This is a genomic window from Erythrobacter dokdonensis DSW-74 (assembly GCF_001677335.1).
GTDB lineage: Bacteria > Pseudomonadota > Alphaproteobacteria > Sphingomonadales > Sphingomonadaceae > Erythrobacter > Erythrobacter dokdonensis.
Genome location: NZ_LZYB01000009.1, coordinates 16,056 through 31,241, shown reverse-complemented (window position 1 = coordinate 31,241; position 15,186 = coordinate 16,056). Strand labels below are relative to the sequence as shown.

Here is a 15,186-nt window from a genome sequence, read left to right as displayed (position 1 = left end):
TCCGGTCTCGCAAGGTGGAGCAGACGGCCCAATGAAACTCATCATCGGTAACAAGAACTATTCCAGCTGGTCCCTGCGCGGTTGGCTCGCGGCCAAGCAATCGGGACTGCACTTCGACGAACTGACCGTGCCGATCATGGGCGAGGAATGGGACCGGCTGAAGCACGACATGGGAGAGGTCCAGCCGTCCAGCGGCAAGGTGCCGATCCTCTGGGACGGCGAAGCGGTGGTGTGGGACAGCCTTGCGATCATGGAATACCTCGCGGACAAGGTCGGGCGCGACCGGTTCTGGCCGAAAGACGAGGTTGCCCGGGCAATGGCGCGGGCGATGGTCGCAGAGATGCATTCGGGCTATCAGTCCCTGCGCAAGGAAATGCCGATGAACATCCGCCGCCGGGTGCAGCTGGCCGATGTCTCCGAGCAGACCCAGCACGATATCGTGCGCATCCTGACCCTGTGGGCCGAGGCCCGCGCGCGTCATGGCAGCAGCGGCCCCTACCTGTTCGGAACCTTTGGCGCGGCGGATATCTTCTATGCTCCGGTGGTGACGCGCTTCGTCACTTACGGCATCGGCGTTCCGGGCTTTGCTCAGGCCTATATGGAGGTGATTGCCGAACACGAATGGATGCGTGCATGGACCGGGGCTGCCGAGGAAGAGCAATGGGTGATAGAGCAATACGAATTGGCCGTGTGAACATTGCTGCCTTGCTGGCGGGCCTTGCGGCGCTGCTGCTGGCCCCTTCGCCGGCGCAGGCCTGGGGCTTTTATGCGCACGGCAAGACTGCCGAGATCGCCGAGGCCAATGTCTCGCCGCAGGTGCGCGCCAAGATCCGCCGCCTGCTGCGCTCCGAAAAGGCGTTGGGCACGCCCGAATGTCCGCTGCGCACCTTGCAGGACGCCGCCGTTTGGCCCGATTGCGTGCGGCGCGAGGGCTGGCGCTGGGGATACACGGCCGCGTGGCATTACCGCACCGCGCCGATCTGTCAGGCATTCAACCCGCGTGCCAATTGTGCGGGCGGCAATTGCGTGACCGCGCAGATCCTTCGCGCCCATCGCATCCTCGCCGACGAAAGCCTGCCCGACGCGGTACGGCTGGAGGCGCTCGCCTTCATGGTCCACTTCGCGGGCGACGTGCACATGCCGCTGCATTCGGGCGACAACGAGGATCGCGGCGGCAATGACCGCGAGGCCGATTACGGGATCAAGCCGGGCCTCAACCTGCACAGCATCTGGGATGGCCCGCTGGCCGAGCGGGCGATCAGCGATCCGGCTGATCCGGTGGTGCGGCGCTATACCCCGGCCGAACGTGCGGAACTGGGCGGCGGGACGCCCGACGACTGGGGCCGCGAGAGCTGGGAGACTGCACGCAGCTTCGTCTATCCCACGGCCTTCGATACGGATGCGCCTTGCGATGGCGAATTGCCGAACAAGACCGCGCTCAGTCAGGAAGACATCATTCGCGGCGTGCCGATCGCGAAGCGCCGGGTGCAGCAGGCAGGGTTGCGGATTGCCGACCTGCTTGAAAGTGCCTTCGCGCCGGGTCCGCTCAAGATCGAGGAACGGCGCCGCTAGGCGAAGGCCTTCGAGACGAACCACGCTGCCACCGCCAGCATTGCCAGCGCCAGGCCGCGCCTGACAACCAGTGCGCGGTGCTCGGCCATCAGCATGCCCCGCACCCGCTCTGCACCCAGCACCAGCGTCAGGTGGATCAGCGTGGCAATAGTGACGCTGACAGCGGCCATCGTCAGCCCCTGCGCAAAGCTGGGCCGTCCGCCGGGGATGAACTGGGGCATTACGGTGACGAAAAATAGCGCGGCCTTGGGGTTGAGGAGGTTGATGACAAACCCGGCCAGCGCATGCCGTTTCCCCCCGTCGCGCGGCGTGGCGGCGGGCGAACTCTCGCCCGCGCCCTGCCATGCCTCCCAGGCCAGCCAGGTCATCATTGCCGCGGCCAGCACGGATACCGCTCGGGTCAGTCCTCCGTCCTGCGCAAGGACGAGGCTCGCGGCGAGTACGCTGAGCGCGGCATTGGCGGCAAGGCCGAGCGCGATCCCGGTAATCGCGCCGAGCCCCGCCCGGCGTCCCTCCGCGAGTGTCAGAGTCACGAGCCAGCCCATATTCGGGCCGGGTGTCAGCTCCACCAGCAGCACGGCAAGCGCAAATCCGGCAAGGTCGATCACGGAATGCGCTTGCTGTTGTAGGGCGTGCCGTCCTTGCGGGCATAGCCCTCGGGGCCGAACACCATGTCGATGTCCGCATATTCGCCGCTGTCGGTCTCGCGTTTGCCCGCGCTGACGGCAAGATAGACGCAAGGCGCATCGGAGCGGTTGTGAAGGTGGTGGCCATTGGCCTCGCCCGCCGGGAAGGCGAGCACGTCGCCCGGCCCGACCGGCGTCTCGCCATGGTCGTCAATCAGCACCGCGTCGCCCGAAATCATCACCACCAGCTCATCCTGCCCGCGGTGCCAATGGCGCTGCGATGAAAACGCACCCGGCAGCAGGGTAACGTGGCTGGCGCCCATGAGCGTCAGCCCCGCCGCAGGTGCCAGGCGGCGATACCAGCGTCCCGCCACCGCCGTATCGAAGGGTGGCGGGTAGCCGGTGGCATCGGTCCGGGGAATCGCGTCAAGATCAAGCTTGGGCATTGCCGGAAACTCCTGCTAGGCACGCGATGATGCTCGACCCGCTCGACCTTGCCAAGCGCCTGATTTCCGCGCCCAGTGTCACGCCCGCCACCGGCGCGGTGTTCGATGAACTCGCAGCGATGCTGGCCCCGCTCGGCTTTGCGGTCCATCGTTTCACTCGCGGCGAGGGGCCGGATGGCAGCGAAGAGGCACCGGTCGAAAACCTGTTCGCCATTCGCCAAGGCCCGCCGGGATCGCGCCATTTCGCCTTTGCAGGCCACCTTGATGTCGTCCCGCCGGGCGAGGGATGGGCGTCCGATCCCTTCGAGCCGCAGGTGCGCGGCGAACTGCTTCACGGGCGCGGCGCGGTCGACATGAAGGGCGCGATCGCGGCGATGGTTGCCGCTGTCGCCGAAGTGCCTGCCAATGCCGGCACGATCAGCTTCATCATCACCGGCGACGAGGAAGGCCCGGCGCTCCACGGCACCCGCGCCTTGATCGACTACATGGCGGCCGAAGGCCACCAGCCCGATCTATGCCTCGTCGGTGAGCCGACTTCGGTTCACCGGCTGGGCGACATGGTGAAGATAGGGCGGCGCGGCTCGGTGAATATCTTCATCGACGCCGAAGGCACACAGGGCCACGTCGCCTATCCGCACCTGGCTGACAACCCGCTGCCGCGACTGGTGGCGATCCTTGCGGAACTTGATGCGCTGACGCTCGATACCGGCACCGACTGGTTCCAGCCCTCCAATCTGGAGATCACCGATATCAATGTCGGCAACCGCGCGCATAACGTTATCCCGGCGCTGGGGCAGGCGCGCATCTCGATCCGCTTCAACGATCTTCACACCGGCAAAAGCCTGTCCGAACGGGTGATGGCGATTGCCGAGAAACATGGCGGCAAGGCGCGGCCGATCATATCGGGCGAACCCTTCCTGACCGAGCCGGGAGCCTTTTCAATGCTGGTAAGCGATGCGGTCGAATCCGAGACCGGCATCGCGCCCGAACTCTCCACCAGCGGCGGTACCTCGGATGCGCGGTTTCTGCGCAGCGTTTGTCCGGTGATCGAATTCGGCCTGTGCAACGCAACCATGCACAAGCGCGACGAGGCTGTGGCAATCCCCGATCTCGCCATTCTCGCCCGCATCTATGCTCGCATCGCGCGCGCCGCGCTGGCGCTCGAGGAAGGACAAGCAGCTTGAACGTCTGGTTCCGTATCCCGCTGTGGCAACGCGTGATTGCCGCACTCGTACTCGGCATTATCGTGGGCTACCTGTGGGGGCCGGGCGCGGCGAGCATCAAGATCATCGGCGACATCTTCATCGCCTTCATCAAGATGCTGGTGGTGCCGCTGATCTTCTTCAGCCTCGTCGCGGGCGTTGCCAGCATCGGCGACTTGCGCAAGCTCGGCAGCGTCGGTTGGCGGGCGATGCTTCTGTTCGTGGTGACGGGGCAGATGGCGGTGTGGATGGGCCTCGGCATCGGCACGCTGACGCAACCGGGCGCCGGGATCGACGGGGCAAGCATGGCGCTTGACCAGACCGCGCTAGAACGTGCGCAGGAACGCCGCGAAACCGCACAGAGTTTTGAGCAGATGCTCCTGGAGGTCGTGCCCTCGAGCCCGGTGCAGGTGATGGCCGATGTCAACGTGCTGCCGCTGATCGTGTTCTCGCTGCTGATCGGCATCGGCATTCTCATGGCCAAGGAAGAGGGCGAGCCGGTCCTCAGGATCTTCGATAGCGGCAGCGTGGTGATGCAGAAGGTCACCATGGTGGTGATGGAGCTCACCCCGTTCGGTGTGTTCGCGCTGATGGCCTGGGTGGCCGGAACCCTTGGCATGGATGCGCTCAAGGCCCTGGGCCAGCTGGTGTTCCTCAACTACCTTGGTTGTTTCCTGATCATTGGCCTCATCTACGCAGGGATGATCAAACTCTTCGCGCGGGTGCCGGTGATCGACTTCTTCCGCGGCATCGTTGATGCGATGGCGGTCAGCTATTCCACCGCCAGCTCCAATGCGACCTTGCCGGTGACGCTGCGCTGTGCCGAGCGCAACCTTGGCGTGTCGAATTCGGTGGCGAGCTTCGTGATCGCGCTGGGGGCGACGATCAACATGAACGGTACGGCGATGTATCTTGGCCTTGCCACGCTGTTCGGGGCGCAGGCCTTCGGGGTCGATCTGAACTGGGGCGATTATTTCACGATCTCGATCCTCGGCACGCTGGGCGCGATCGGTGCGGCGGGCATTCCGGGATCGGGGCTGATCATGATGGTGCTGGTGTTCGGCGCGGTCGGCGTGCCGCTGGAAACCATCGCACTGGTGGCGGGCATCGACCGGATCATGGACATGATGCGCACCACCACCAACATCACCGGCGATGCGGCGGTGGCGGTGACTGTGGCAAGCCTGACCGGCGAACTCGACCGGGCAGAACTGATCAGCGCGGACGACGTGTAGGCTTCTATTTCGTGCCGGCCGGCGGCACGCGCGCACTGTCTTTTGCCGAGGGTGCGACGGGCACGAAGTCTCCCAGTCGACACAAGGCAAGCCCTGACCCGCGATCTTGATTGAGCCGCATCGTTTCGCCCGAACAGATAGTCGCATTGACTGCGCCTATGCCGGGAACGCCGTCCTCGCGCTCGCGGCGCAAGCCGGGGCAGCGCTTGGCGAGATCGTTGACGAATATCTGGCCCTGACGCTCAAACAAGACCTTGCGCTCGTTTACCACGAGAAAGCTGGCGTTACTGGTCCGCAGGCATTTCCGCGGCGCGCCGGTGACCACGAAGTCGACCGGCTCGTCATGCTGCATCAGCAGCGTCGTAAGCGGGGTCGGCGAGGCCTGCCAGCCGCCTTGACCCGCGTTTGCGGCGGAGAGGCTGATTCCGAGCGCCAAGGTTGCTCCTGTCACCCCGATCCATAGCCCGCGTTCCATGCATGCCTCCTCAACTGCCGATCTGCCGCTAATGATGTTTGCAGCCTGCTGAAATTAGGGGCAAGTTACTGAATTCCTGATGAACAATGCAAGTTTGAGAGCGCCTCAATCGGCCTTGTCGTCCTTCACATATTCGACTGGTATGAACTTACCCAGCCCGCAGCCTGCACCACGTTGCGGCACCCCGCCGATATTGGTCAGCACATAGATGATCTCGGGCGTGCAAAGCTGGTCGATGGTCGTGTTGTAGGTGAAGGCCCGCTCGATCGAGATGCCCGGACACTTGCTGGGCAGGATGTTGCGATAGACCTTGCCGCCGCGCATCTCGAAGTCGATCACGCGGTCGCTGCGCACCATCGTCTGGCGGATCTGTGGCCGGTTGATGCAGCTTTGCGCCTCTCCCACCACCCGGACTTCGGGCGCGCCGGCGGCAGGGTCGGCATCGGGATCACGCTCCACAGGCGCGCAGGCTGCGGCCACCATGGTGACGGCGATCAGCGGATGTGTCTTCTGCATGGTTCTGGCATCCTTCCCTTCAGGGACGCCATGCCCTTCGAGCCAGCGTCACCCGCCTTGTTTGCCCCTGCGCGGGTCTTCTAGCACCTTTTTGCGGTAGCTGCACAGGTCAGCGACCTTGCAGTGCCAGCATTCGGGCTGCCTTGCCTTGCAGACATAGCGCCCGTGGAGGATCAGCCAGTGATGCGCGTGGAGGCGGAAAGGTTGGGGCACGCGCTTTTCCAGCTTGGCCTCGACGTGATCGGGCGTCTTGCCCTTGGCAAGTCCCGTGCGGTTGCCGACGCGGAAAATGTGGGTGTCGACCGCAAAGGTTTCCTGTCCGAACCAGCAATTGAGCACGACATTTGCAGTCTTGCGCCCGACGCCGGGGAGCTTGACCAGTTCCTCGCGGCTGTCCGGCACCTCGCCGCCATATTCGTCGACCAGCAGCTGCGAGAGGAGAATCACGTTCTTGGCCTTGGAATTGAACAACCCGATCGTCTTGATGTGCTCCTTCAGCCCCTCTTCGCCCAGATCGAGCATCTGCTGCGGTGTCCTGACCTTGGCGAACAACGCACGGGTGGCCTTGTTCACGCCGACATCGGTCGCCTGTGCGGAGAGCGCCACGGCCACCACCAGCTGGTAGGCATTGCCATATTCCAGCTCGGTCTGCGGCGCGGGATTGTCTTCGGCGAGACGGCGGAAGAATTCGAAGATCTGGTCTTTTGTCATTGGCTGCGCGTCACAGCCCCAGCACGTCGTTCATGGTGTAGCGGCCTGCCGGTTTGCCGACCAGCCACGCCGCTGCCTTCACCGCACCGCGCGCAAAGATCATGCGGTTTTCCGCCGAGTGCGAGAGGGTCAGTCGCTCCTCTGGCCCGGCGAAGATCACCGAATGCTCGCCGGCCACTGTGCCGCCGCGCAGGGTGGCAAAGCCGATATTGCCCTCGCGCCGCGCTCCGGTCTGGCCGTGGCGTCCGCTCTCCATATTGGCGGCAAGATCGATCCCGCGCGCAGCTGCCGCCGCTTCGCCAAGCAGCTTGGCGGTACCCGAGGGCGCATCGACCTTCATGCGGTGGTGCATCTCCAGCACCTCGATATCCCACTCCGGCCCGAGCCGTGCCGCCGCCTCGCGTACCAGATGCGCGAGCAGCGTGACGCCCAGCGAGAAATTGCCCGATTGCAGAACAGGAACCGCCCGCGCCGCCTCTGCCAGCATGACGAAATGCTCTTCTTCCAGACCGGTGGTCCCGACCAGGATCGGCTTGCCCGACACCCGCGCAGCGCCGAGATTGGCAGACAGCGCATCAGGGGCGGAGAAATCGACCAGCACATCGCAATGTGCTGCGAAGGGTCCGATGCTGCCGCCAGCATCGACACCGACATGCATAATGTGGCCGGCATCGGCAATCGCCGCCTCCAATGCGTGGCCCATGCGACCCTTGTGCCCGATCACTCCGAATTGCAGCTGTGCCATTGCCTCGCCTCTGCCGATCATGCTTGAAGGCCTCATGGCAGAGATTGAACGCATCGTCATCCTCACCGGCGCGGGGATTTCCGCCGAGAGCGGGATCGACACCTTCCGCAGCGCGGGAGGGCTTTGGGAACAGCACCGGGTCGAGGATGTCGCCACGCCTGAAGGCTTTGCCCGCAATCCCAATCTGGTGCTGAACTTCTACGACATGCGCCGCGCGGCGCTGGCCCATGCCGCGCCGAACGCGGCTCACATGGCGCTGGCGCGGCTGGAGCGGGAGTTTTCGGGCGAATTGCTGCTGGTCACCCAGAATGTTGACGATCTCCACGAACGCGGCGGCTCGGCCAGCGTGCTGCACATGCATGGCGAGCTGAAGAGCGCGCTTTGCACCTCCTGCGAGACGCGCAGCCGGTGGGAGGCGACAATGATCGACCGCCCGCCGTGCCCGGTCTGCCGCGCGCCCACCTTGCGCCCCGATGTCGTGTGGTTCGGCGAGATGCCGTATCAGATGGGGCGGATCTATCAGGCGCTCGAGACCTGCGACCTGTTCGTTAGCATCGGCACCAGCGGTGCGGTCTATCCGGCAGCGGGCTTCGTGCAGGAGGCGCGCAGGCTTGGCGCGCGCACCCTCGAACTCAATCTCGAACCGAGCGAAGGCTCGCGCCTGTTCCACGAGACGCGTCTCGGCCCGGCGAGCCGGCTGGTGCCGGAGTGGGTCGAGGAGGTGCTGGATGCTCAAGGACCGTAAGCACTATTACCGGCTCGCGGCTCGTCCGCCATCCTTCTTCCGCGAAACGCTCGAGAAGGCATTGTGCCGCGCGCCGCGAATCTATGAGCAGGGTGAGGGGCCGCCCGGGCGACAAGCCGCCAAGCGGACATTCGAATTCGCCTTGTTCGATGAAGCTAAGGATCCGTTCTACTTCACGCTCTCAATCTTGCGTGAAGCAGGCGAGCCTGACGAGAACGACATGTCGCTCGTCGGAACTGTGTTCGATGAATTGATCCGAATGGATGATGCCGCGCGCGCCATCCCGTGCCAATATGACGAGAACGAGGAACTGTTTGAGGTCGAGATCGATCTCGATCAGCGGCAGGTCGTGTTCCGCTATTCCTCGACACTTTGGAATACGGAATGGACCGTCCATTTCAGGTCAGATGAAAGTGGTGCTTGGGTTTGCCTTGGCATACCTGACTGGCAATCACCCGGACGATACATCATCTGAACCAGGGCGCGCCCCGCATCCCCTGCAGGTCGGGTCCCTGGCGATCCGGATCGTGCGCATCCCCGGCGCGAGGCCGTCGAGGATGTGGAGCTTGCCCCAGCCCGGATCGCCCAGCGCGGCCGTGCCCGCCAACAGCACCTTGACCGCCTGAAGCGCAGCGAAGGTGCCCGCCCAGCCGGCCATCGCGCCGAGCATGCCGTCGTCGGCGCAGGTGTCGCAGTCCTCGGCATCGAAGGCATCGCCGACAAAGCAGCGGTAGCAGGCCTCATCCGGCAAGTGCCCGGCAAAGGCCGCCACCTGACCCTGGAAGCGGCCGACGGCGGCCGAGAGCAGCGGGACGCCCGCCGTCACGCAGGCGTCCGACACGGCAAGGCGGGTCGCGAAATTATCCGTCCCGTCGAGCACCAGGTCGCAGCCTGCAATCAGGCCGGCAGCATTCTGCGGGGTAATCCGCGCATCCGATACGTCGACCTGAAGCGCATCGTCGAAATTGGCGAGCCAGCGCCGCGCGGAGACGGCCTTGCCGTGCCCCACATCGCGCTGGGTGAAGATGGTTTGGCGCTGGAGGTTGCTTGCGTCGACCACGTCGTTATCGACCAGCGCCAGTCGCCCTATGCCGCTCGCCGCGAGATATTGCAGGGCCGGCGATCCGATGCCGCCCAGCCCAATTACCGCGACCCGGCTGGATGCCAGCGTCACCTGCCCCGCACCGCCCACTTCGGGCAGCACGATATGGCGGGCGAAACGCTCCAGACGGGCGGGAGAAAGCGGTGCAGAAGGCATGGAAGGGCTGTTTACAGCCTGTGCAGCACCTGTCGACAGGCCTGTGGAAAGGTCTGTCGACAGGCTTGTGAAAGCCCTGCGGAGATTATGTGCGAATTCAGCTTTCCAGCTGTCGGAGCAGACTGCGCACGTCGCCGTCCATGTCGGCATCGCGCTGGCGCAGATCCTCGATCAGGCGCACCGCGTGGATCACCGTCGAGTGGTCGCGGCCGCCGAACTTGCGCCCGATTTCGGGATAGCTGCGCGGAGTGAGCACCTTGGAGAGATACATTGCCACCTGTCGCGGCCGCACTACTGCCCGCGCGCGGCGCTTGGAGCTCATTTCGGCGCGGTCGATGCGGTAGAACTGGCATACGGTGCGCTGGATCTCGTCGATCGTGATCCGGCGGCGGTTGGCCGACAGGATGTCGGTCAGCTGTTCCTCGGCCAACTGGAGCGAGACTTCCTGACCCGTGAGCTGGGCATAGGCGATCAGCTTGTTGAGACCGCCCACCAGCTCGCGCACGTTCCGCGTGATGGTGCGGGCAAGGAAATCGACCACATCCTCGGGCACGCTGAGCGGCGCGAAGCGCGTCAGTTTCGAGACGAGGATCTTCTTGCGAAGTTCGATATCGGCAGGCTGGATGTCGGCCACCAGACCCATCGACAGGCGCGAGAGCAGGCGCGGTTCCACCCCGTCCAGCGCCTGCGGGGCGCGGTCGGCGGCGAAGACCAGCCGCTTGCCTTCGGCCAGCAGCGCGTCGATCGTGTAGAGCAGCTCTTCCTGCGCACTTGCCTTGCCGATGATGAACTGGATGTCGTCCACCAGCAAAAGGTCGAAGCTACGCAGCCGGGCCTTGAACTCGATCGTCTGGCTGGCTTTCAAAGCCTGGACGAATTCGACCATGAAGCGTTCGGCCGAACAGTAGAAGATTCGTGCGCGCGGGTGGGCCTGCAGATAGCCGTGGCCGATCGCGTGGAGCAGGTGGGTCTTGCCCTGGCCGGTGGCGGCCTTGAGATACAGAGGCGAGAACTGCGGCTGTTCAAGGGCAGCCATACGCTGGGCTGCGTTGCAAGCGAGAATATTGGCCTCGCCGGTCACGAAGGCCGCAAAGGTCAGCGAGGGATCGAGCCCAACCGAGGAGGTGAAGGTCGAGTCCGACATTGTCCCGGCCGCAACTGCGATCGCGCTGGCGCCATCATTGGCTGGGCGACGGCCGTCATCCAGACGCAGATCGGGCAGCTGGCGGCGACCCGGATGCACCATGATGTTGACCTTGCGCACCTCGCTACGGGCAATCTTCCATGCAAGCTGCAGGCGGTCATGGAACCGGTCCCGCACCCAGTTGGCCGAGAATTCGGTCGGCAGGTAAAGATCGAGCGTGCCCGAATCGCGGTTCAGGCTGCCGAGCTGGATCGGTTTGATCCACTGGCTGTGCAACTGATGGCCCAGATCCTTGCGCAGCCCCTGGCTGATATCAGACCAGTCAGCAGCCAGATTTACGGCTTCGGCATCTTCCATCAAATCATCATCCGCAGCGCGGCGCGTACTGCGCGCCTTATCGATCCTGTGCACAAGCTCTTCCCCAATCTCATCGAGCCTGCGGAGCCGTGGACCGCAAGCGCGCTTTTTGTTGCAACAGGCAAAGACCGTCCCACCCACGAGACGCGTGTCCCGCGGTGTCCCCCCTGTCGACCGGTTTGTAGAAACCCGGGCTGTCCCGCCCCGAGCCGAGAGCCGAATTAAGAACGCATCGCCGCTTTGCGCAAGCGCCGAGATTTAAAAAAAGTGAAATATTCCTGTTGACTCCGCGCAAGCCCGCAGACTTGCGTTGATCCTGTTGTTTTTGCAAGGAAACCTATTGGAAGACTGTGCGAATCGCGGAGAATCCTGACATTTTGCGCGATTGTTCCGTCTGCAATTGTCACAAACGAAAAAGGCCGCGCTGGATGAGCGCGGCCTCTTGCCGTTTTCTGCTGTCTGACAACCCGTAGATCCCCGTTAGTCGGTACTACGGATCGAACTAAAACGAATCAGAGCGTAGCGACTCGGCGCGTGAGGCGCGACAGCTTGCGGGCCACGGTATTCTTGTGCAGCACACCACGGGCAACGCCGCGGGCCATTTCCGGCTGAGCCGCCTTGAGTGCGGCAGCGGCAGCTTCCTTGTCGCCCGCTTCGCAGGCCGATTCGACCTTCTTGATGAAGCTGCGGATGCGGCTGATGCGCGAATGGTTGATTTCGGCGCGGCGCTCGTTGCGGCGGATGCGCTTCTTGGCTTGCGGCGTATTGGCCATGGTGTCTCGTCTGTCTCGTGTTTGGTTCAGGCCGCTGGGGCAGCCGGGAAAACTGTATCGGGTTGCTCGAAAAGGGCGAGCGGACCCTTGGGTCTCCCGCCGGAAAGCAGCGCGCATAGTCGCGAACCCGCCGGAGGTCAACGATTCTCCCCTATTTCTGGCAAATGGGGCAGAACCAGGTACTGCGCCCGCCTTGGGCGATGCGGCGGATTATTCCGCCGTCGTCCCTGCGGCACGCCTCGCCTTCGCGCCCGTAGACGTCGAAGGAACTGGCGAAATACCCCAGTTCCCCATCCGGGCGGGCATAGTCGCGCAGGGTCGAGCCACCGTCGCGGATCGATGCTTCGAGCACATCGACAATGGCGGGGACGAGGCGCTGAAGCTGGGGCCCCGTGACCTTGCCTGCCTGTTTGGTCGGTCGGATGCCGGCGCGCCACAAAGCCTCGCAGACATAGATATTCCCGAGACCCGCCACGATCCGCTGATCGAGCAGGCACAGTTTGATCGACTGGGTCTTGCCCCTGAGTGCGGCCTTGAGATGCGCAGGTGTCAGGCCGGGTCCCAGAGGCTCGGGACCAAGCGCGGCAAATTGCGGCCATTGTTCGAGCGCATCCGTCTCGACCAGATCAACCGAGCCGAATCGGCGCGGATCGCAGAGCGCGAAGCGGTGGGTGGCGGTCTCCATAAGCAGGTGATCATGGGTGTCGGGCACATCGGGATCGATCCGCCAGCGCCCGCTCATTCCCAGGTGGAAGATCATCGTCCTGCCGCGATCCAGATGCACCAGCCCATATTTGGCCCGCCGCGACAAGGCCGTGACGGTTGCCCCCGTCATTACCTGCACCAGATCGTTCGGGAAGGGACGGCGCAGATCAGGCCGGTTCAGGCTGATGCGGGCAATCCGCTCGCCTTCGAGGAAGCGGGCAAGACCGCGGACAGTGGTTTCGACTTCGGGTAATTCGGGCATGGTCTTGCGCCTGTATCACTCTTTGCCTTCGCAGCAATTCCCTCTAGGGAACCCCACATGAGCGAAACCACCGACGAAACCGTCTCCTTCGGCTACCAGCAGGTCACCCCCCAGGAAAAGACCCGCAAGGTTGGCGAGGTCTTTTCCAGTGTCGCGCGCAAGTACGACATCATGAATGATGCCATGTCGGGAGGCATGCACCGGCTGTGGAAGGACCGCTTCGTCAAGCGCGTGAAGCCGCAACCGGGCGAGCAGATCCTCGATATGGCGGGCGGCACCGGCGATATCGCCTTCCGCATGGCGGCGAAGGGAGCGCATATCACCGTCGCCGACATCAATCAGGACATGCTCGATGTGGGGGCAGAGCGCGCACTCGAACGCGGCTTTTCCGAAGAGGACGGCAGCCTCGTTTTCACCTGCCAGAACGCGGAAAGCGTGAGCTTCGCCTCGAATACCTTCGATGCCTACACCATCGCTTTCGGCATCCGCAATGTGACCCACATCGACCTCGCGCTGGCCGAGGCGCTGCGGGTGCTACGACCGGGGGGGCGGTTCTTCTGCCTCGAATTCTCGACCGTCGAATGGTCGGGGCTGAAGGAGGCCTATGACCTCTATTCCGAGCACCTGCTGCCGCGCATGGGGCAGGCGATTGCCGGGGATGCGGATTCCTATCGCTATCTTGCCGAGTCGATCCGCAAGTTCCCGCCGATGCCCGCCTTCGAGCAGATGATCCGCAAGGCCGGCTTTGCCAACACCAAGGTCGAACCGATCATGGGCGGTCTTGTCGCGATCCACTCAGGGTGGAAGATCTAGGTCAGTGCCTTCATCCGCAACGCATCTGATCCGCCTTGCCCGCTGGGGAGTTACGCTTGCCCGCAGGCGCGCGCTCGTGGGGATCGAGAATGATCCCAACGCGCCTGCAGCCCTGCGCCAACTCGTGCGCCTCGCGCGCCTCGCGACGCTGACCGGCAAGAGCGGACCGCGCGACTATGCCGGGGCCTTCCGCGCCATCGGTCCTGCTGCAATCAAGCTGGGTCAGTCGCTGGCGACCCGTCCCGATCTCGTTGGCGAGGAAGCGGCGAACAACCTGCTGAGCCTGCAGGATTCGCTGCCGCCCGTTCCCTTCGCCCAGATCCGGGCCGTGATCGAATCGAGCTTCGGCCAGCCGCTCGAAAACCTGTTCAGCGAAATCGACCCCGAGCCGGTCGGTGCAGCTTCCATAGCTCAGGTGCACCGGGGTGTGACTACCGATGGTCGCAAGGTTGCGATCAAGGTGCTGCGTCCCGGCATCCGCGAAAAATTCGCGCGCGACATCCAGACCTATGAATGGGCCGCTGCCCATGTCGAGGCGATGGGGGGCGAGGCGTCGCGTCTGCGGCCGCGTCTTACCATCGCCAATTTCAAGCGCTGGACCAATTCGGAACTTGATCTCAGGCGCGAGGCGGCTTCGGCCAGCGAACTTGCCGAGCAGATGGCAGGCGTGCCCGGCTATCGCATTCCGACTATCGACTGGGACCGCACCAATGGCCGGGTGATGACCATCGAGTGGATCGACGGGATCAAGATCAGCCGCGTCGATGAATTGCGCGCACGCGGGCATGATCTGGCGGCGATCTCGGAAAAGCTGGTGATCAGCTTCCTTACCCAGGCGATCAGCGCCGGATTCTTCCATGCCGACATGCACCAGGGCAACCTGTTCGTGGAGGACGACGGCACCATCGTCGCGATCGATTTCGGGATCATGGGGCGCATCGACCGCCGCGCGCGGCAGTGGCTGGCGGAGATTCTCTACGGCCTGACGACAGGAAATTACCAGCGCGTCGCCGAGATTCACTTCGAGGCGCAATATGTACCCTCCTACCACTCCGTCGGCGAATTCGCGACCGCGCTGCGTGCCGTAGGTGAACCGATGCGCGGCAAGCCGGTGAAGGAGCTGAGCGTCGGCCAGATGCTCGACGGGCTGTTCGCGATCACCCGCGATTTCGACATGCAGACCCAGCCTCACTTGCTGTTGCTGCAAAAGACGATGGTAATGGTCGAGGGAATCGCGACCCAGCTCAATCCCGACATCAACATGTGGGACACCGCCGCGCCCTATGTGCGCGAGTGGATCAGGGACGAACTCGGGCCGGAGGCGGCGCTTGCGGACAGGTTGAAGCAGGATGCCGAAACGCTCCTGCGCCTGCCGGGCCTTATCCGCCGGGTCGAGGAAATGTTCCCGCCCAAGGGCGGCGCGCCCGAACCACCGCCGTTACCGGAGATCCCGCTCATTACCGACCGGCGTGAAGGCCGTGGCTGGCTGGGCTACCTGTTGGCGGGCAGTGTCGGAGCCGGTGCGGCATGGGGCGCGCTTGCCATGGGCTGGATTGGGTGAACTGTTCGTGATCCTGGGCTATAAGCGCAATCTTAACCAC

At 64.0% G+C, this 15,186-nt stretch carries 18 protein-coding genes; 8 read left to right on the top strand and 10 right to left on the bottom strand.

Annotation, left to right across the window (positions count from 1 at the left end; genetic code table 11):
* Nucleotides 1-31 precede the first annotated feature (31 nt).
* Nucleotides 32-694: a glutathione S-transferase family protein gene (locus I603_RS13595; protein WP_068865783.1), complete on the top strand. Its 663-nt coding sequence runs from the start codon at nt 32-34 to the stop codon at nt 692-694.
* The gene (locus tag I603_RS13590) at nt 661-1,572 is read left to right on the top strand and encodes a S1/P1 nuclease (protein ID WP_068865782.1); all 912 of its coding nucleotides are present in this window, start codon (nt 661-663) and stop codon (nt 1,570-1,572) included. Before I603_RS13595 ends, I603_RS13590 begins: the two co-directional genes overlap by 34 nt.
* On the opposite strand, the gene I603_RS13585 is transcribed toward I603_RS13590, so the two are convergent.
* Both I603_RS13585 and I603_RS13580 read right to left on the bottom strand, forming a co-directional pair.
* Nucleotides 1,569-2,180 carry a LysE family translocator gene (locus I603_RS13585; RefSeq protein WP_232305404.1) on the bottom strand — a complete coding sequence of 204 codons (612 nt, stop codon included), beginning with the start codon at nt 2,178-2,180 and terminating at the stop codon, nt 1,569-1,571. The genes I603_RS13590 and I603_RS13585 overlap by 4 nt on opposite strands.
* Nucleotides 2,177-2,644 (bottom strand): cupin domain-containing protein, encoded by a 468-nt coding sequence (locus I603_RS13580; protein WP_068865781.1) that lies wholly within the window; start codon nt 2,642-2,644, stop codon nt 2,177-2,179. The genes I603_RS13585 and I603_RS13580 overlap by 4 nt, the downstream gene beginning before the upstream one ends.
* Nucleotides 2,645-2,673: 29 nt before the next feature.
* Between I603_RS13580 and dapE the strand changes: the two genes are divergently transcribed.
* Both dapE and I603_RS13570 read left to right on the top strand, forming a co-directional pair.
* A complete protein-coding gene (gene dapE, locus I603_RS13575) occupies nt 2,674-3,828 on the top strand; it encodes a succinyl-diaminopimelate desuccinylase (RefSeq protein ID WP_068865868.1) in 1,155 nt (384 codons plus the stop codon).
* Nucleotides 3,825-5,081 carry a dicarboxylate/amino acid:cation symporter gene (locus tag I603_RS13570; RefSeq protein ID WP_068865780.1) on the top strand — a complete coding sequence of 419 codons (1,257 nt, stop codon included), beginning with the start codon at nt 3,825-3,827 and terminating at the stop codon, nt 5,079-5,081. The genes dapE and I603_RS13570 overlap by 4 nt, the downstream gene beginning before the upstream one ends.
* A 4-nt stretch (nt 5,082-5,085) precedes the next feature.
* Here I603_RS13570 and I603_RS13565 read toward each other — a convergent pair whose 3' ends face one another.
* From I603_RS13565 to dapB, 4 genes are all read right to left on the bottom strand, one after another.
* Nucleotides 5,086-5,556, bottom strand: coding sequence for a hypothetical protein (locus tag I603_RS13565; protein WP_068865779.1), 471 nt, complete (start codon nt 5,554-5,556; stop codon nt 5,086-5,088).
* Between the two features lie 105 nt (nt 5,557-5,661).
* Nucleotides 5,662-6,072 carry a hypothetical protein gene (locus I603_RS13560; protein ID WP_068865778.1) on the bottom strand — a complete coding sequence of 137 codons (411 nt, stop codon included), beginning with the start codon at nt 6,070-6,072 and terminating at the stop codon, nt 5,662-5,664.
* A gap of 48 nt (nt 6,073-6,120) precedes the next feature.
* Nucleotides 6,121-6,783, bottom strand: a complete 663-nt coding sequence (gene nth, locus I603_RS13555; protein ID WP_068865777.1) for an endonuclease III — start codon at nt 6,781-6,783, stop codon at nt 6,121-6,123.
* Nucleotides 6,784-6,793: 10 nt separating this feature from the next.
* Nucleotides 6,794-7,549, bottom strand: coding sequence for a 4-hydroxy-tetrahydrodipicolinate reductase (dapB, locus tag I603_RS13550; protein WP_232305403.1), 756 nt, complete (start codon nt 7,547-7,549; stop codon nt 6,794-6,796).
* Between the two features lie 13 nt (nt 7,550-7,562).
* Between dapB and I603_RS13545 the strand changes: the two genes are divergently transcribed.
* Both I603_RS13545 and I603_RS13540 read left to right on the top strand, forming a co-directional pair.
* A complete protein-coding gene (locus I603_RS13545; RefSeq protein WP_068865866.1) occupies nt 7,563-8,273 on the top strand; it encodes an NAD-dependent deacylase in 711 nt (236 codons plus the stop codon).
* Nucleotides 8,257-8,748: a hypothetical protein gene (locus tag I603_RS13540; protein ID WP_068865776.1), complete on the top strand. Its 492-nt coding sequence runs from the start codon at nt 8,257-8,259 to the stop codon at nt 8,746-8,748. The genes I603_RS13545 and I603_RS13540 overlap by 17 nt, the downstream gene beginning before the upstream one ends.
* On the opposite strand, the gene I603_RS13535 is transcribed toward I603_RS13540, so the two are convergent.
* The 4 genes from I603_RS13535 to mutM all read right to left on the bottom strand — a co-directional run bounded on the left by I603_RS13535 (nt 8,725) and on the right by mutM (nt 12,772).
* Nucleotides 8,725-9,531 carry a HesA/MoeB/ThiF family protein gene (locus I603_RS13535; RefSeq protein ID WP_068865775.1) on the bottom strand — a complete coding sequence of 269 codons (807 nt, stop codon included), beginning with the start codon at nt 9,529-9,531 and terminating at the stop codon, nt 8,725-8,727. The genes I603_RS13540 and I603_RS13535 overlap by 24 nt on opposite strands.
* Before the next feature lie 97 nt (nt 9,532-9,628).
* Complete coding sequence (gene dnaA, locus I603_RS13530; RefSeq protein ID WP_068865865.1) at nt 9,629-11,032, bottom strand: chromosomal replication initiator protein DnaA; 1,404 nt, start codon at nt 11,030-11,032, stop codon at nt 9,629-9,631.
* Between the two features lie 512 nt (nt 11,033-11,544).
* Complete coding sequence (gene rpsT, locus I603_RS13525; protein ID WP_068865774.1) at nt 11,545-11,805, bottom strand: 30S ribosomal protein S20; 261 nt, start codon at nt 11,803-11,805, stop codon at nt 11,545-11,547.
* Nucleotides 11,806-11,956: 151 nt separating this feature from the next.
* Nucleotides 11,957-12,772: a bifunctional DNA-formamidopyrimidine glycosylase/DNA-(apurinic or apyrimidinic site) lyase gene (gene mutM / locus I603_RS13520; protein ID WP_068865773.1), complete on the bottom strand. Its 816-nt coding sequence runs from the start codon at nt 12,770-12,772 to the stop codon at nt 11,957-11,959.
* Nucleotides 12,773-12,829: 57 nt separating this feature from the next.
* On the opposite strand from mutM, the gene I603_RS13515 reads away from it, so the two are divergent.
* Together I603_RS13515 and ubiB are read left to right on the top strand one after the other, a co-directional pair.
* Nucleotides 12,830-13,585, top strand: coding sequence for a class I SAM-dependent methyltransferase (locus tag I603_RS13515; protein WP_068865772.1), 756 nt, complete (start codon nt 12,830-12,832; stop codon nt 13,583-13,585).
* Nucleotides 13,586-13,589: 4 nt separating this feature from the next.
* Entirely contained in the window at nt 13,590-15,146 is a 1,557-nt protein-coding gene (gene ubiB / locus I603_RS13510; RefSeq protein ID WP_068865771.1) for a 2-polyprenylphenol 6-hydroxylase, read from the top strand.
* Nucleotides 15,147-15,186 lie beyond the last annotated feature (40 nt).

Bases quoted from the DNA above. Each gene is read 5' to 3' on its own strand.
- rpsT (WP_068865774.1), bottom strand. From the start codon at position 11,805: ATGGCCAATACGCCGCAAGCCAAGAAGCGCATCCGCCGCAACGAGCGC.
- I603_RS13565 (WP_068865779.1), bottom strand. From the start codon at position 5,556: ATGGAACGCGGGCTATGGATCGGGGTGACAGGAGCAACCTTGGCGCTC.
- mutM (WP_068865773.1), bottom strand. From the start codon at position 12,772: ATGCCCGAATTACCCGAAGTCGAAACCACTGTCCGCGGTCTTGCCCGC.
- I603_RS13535 (WP_068865775.1), bottom strand. From the start codon at position 9,531: ATGCCTTCTGCACCGCTTTCTCCCGCCCGTCTGGAGCGTTTCGCCCGC.
- I603_RS13595 (WP_068865783.1), top strand. From the start codon at position 32: ATGAAACTCATCATCGGTAACAAGAACTATTCCAGCTGGTCCCTGCGC.
- I603_RS13540 (WP_068865776.1), top strand. From the start codon at position 8,257: ATGCTCAAGGACCGTAAGCACTATTACCGGCTCGCGGCTCGTCCGCCA.
- I603_RS13560 (WP_068865778.1), bottom strand. From the start codon at position 6,072: ATGCAGAAGACACATCCGCTGATCGCCGTCACCATGGTGGCCGCAGCC.
- dnaA (WP_068865865.1), bottom strand. From the start codon at position 11,032: ATGGAAGATGCCGAAGCCGTAAATCTGGCTGCTGACTGGTCTGATATC.
- I603_RS13515 (WP_068865772.1), top strand. From the start codon at position 12,830: ATGAGCGAAACCACCGACGAAACCGTCTCCTTCGGCTACCAGCAGGTC.
- dapB (WP_232305403.1), bottom strand. From the start codon at position 7,549: ATGATCGGCAGAGGCGAGGCAATGGCACAGCTGCAATTCGGAGTGATC.
- I603_RS13580 (WP_068865781.1), bottom strand. From the start codon at position 2,644: ATGCCCAAGCTTGATCTTGACGCGATTCCCCGGACCGATGCCACCGGC.
- I603_RS13590 (WP_068865782.1), top strand. From the start codon at position 661: ATGGGTGATAGAGCAATACGAATTGGCCGTGTGAACATTGCTGCCTTG.
- dapE (WP_068865868.1), top strand. From the start codon at position 2,674: ATGCTCGACCCGCTCGACCTTGCCAAGCGCCTGATTTCCGCGCCCAGT.
- nth (WP_068865777.1), bottom strand. From the start codon at position 6,783: ATGACAAAAGACCAGATCTTCGAATTCTTCCGCCGTCTCGCCGAAGAC.
- I603_RS13545 (WP_068865866.1), top strand. From the start codon at position 7,563: ATGGCAGAGATTGAACGCATCGTCATCCTCACCGGCGCGGGGATTTCC.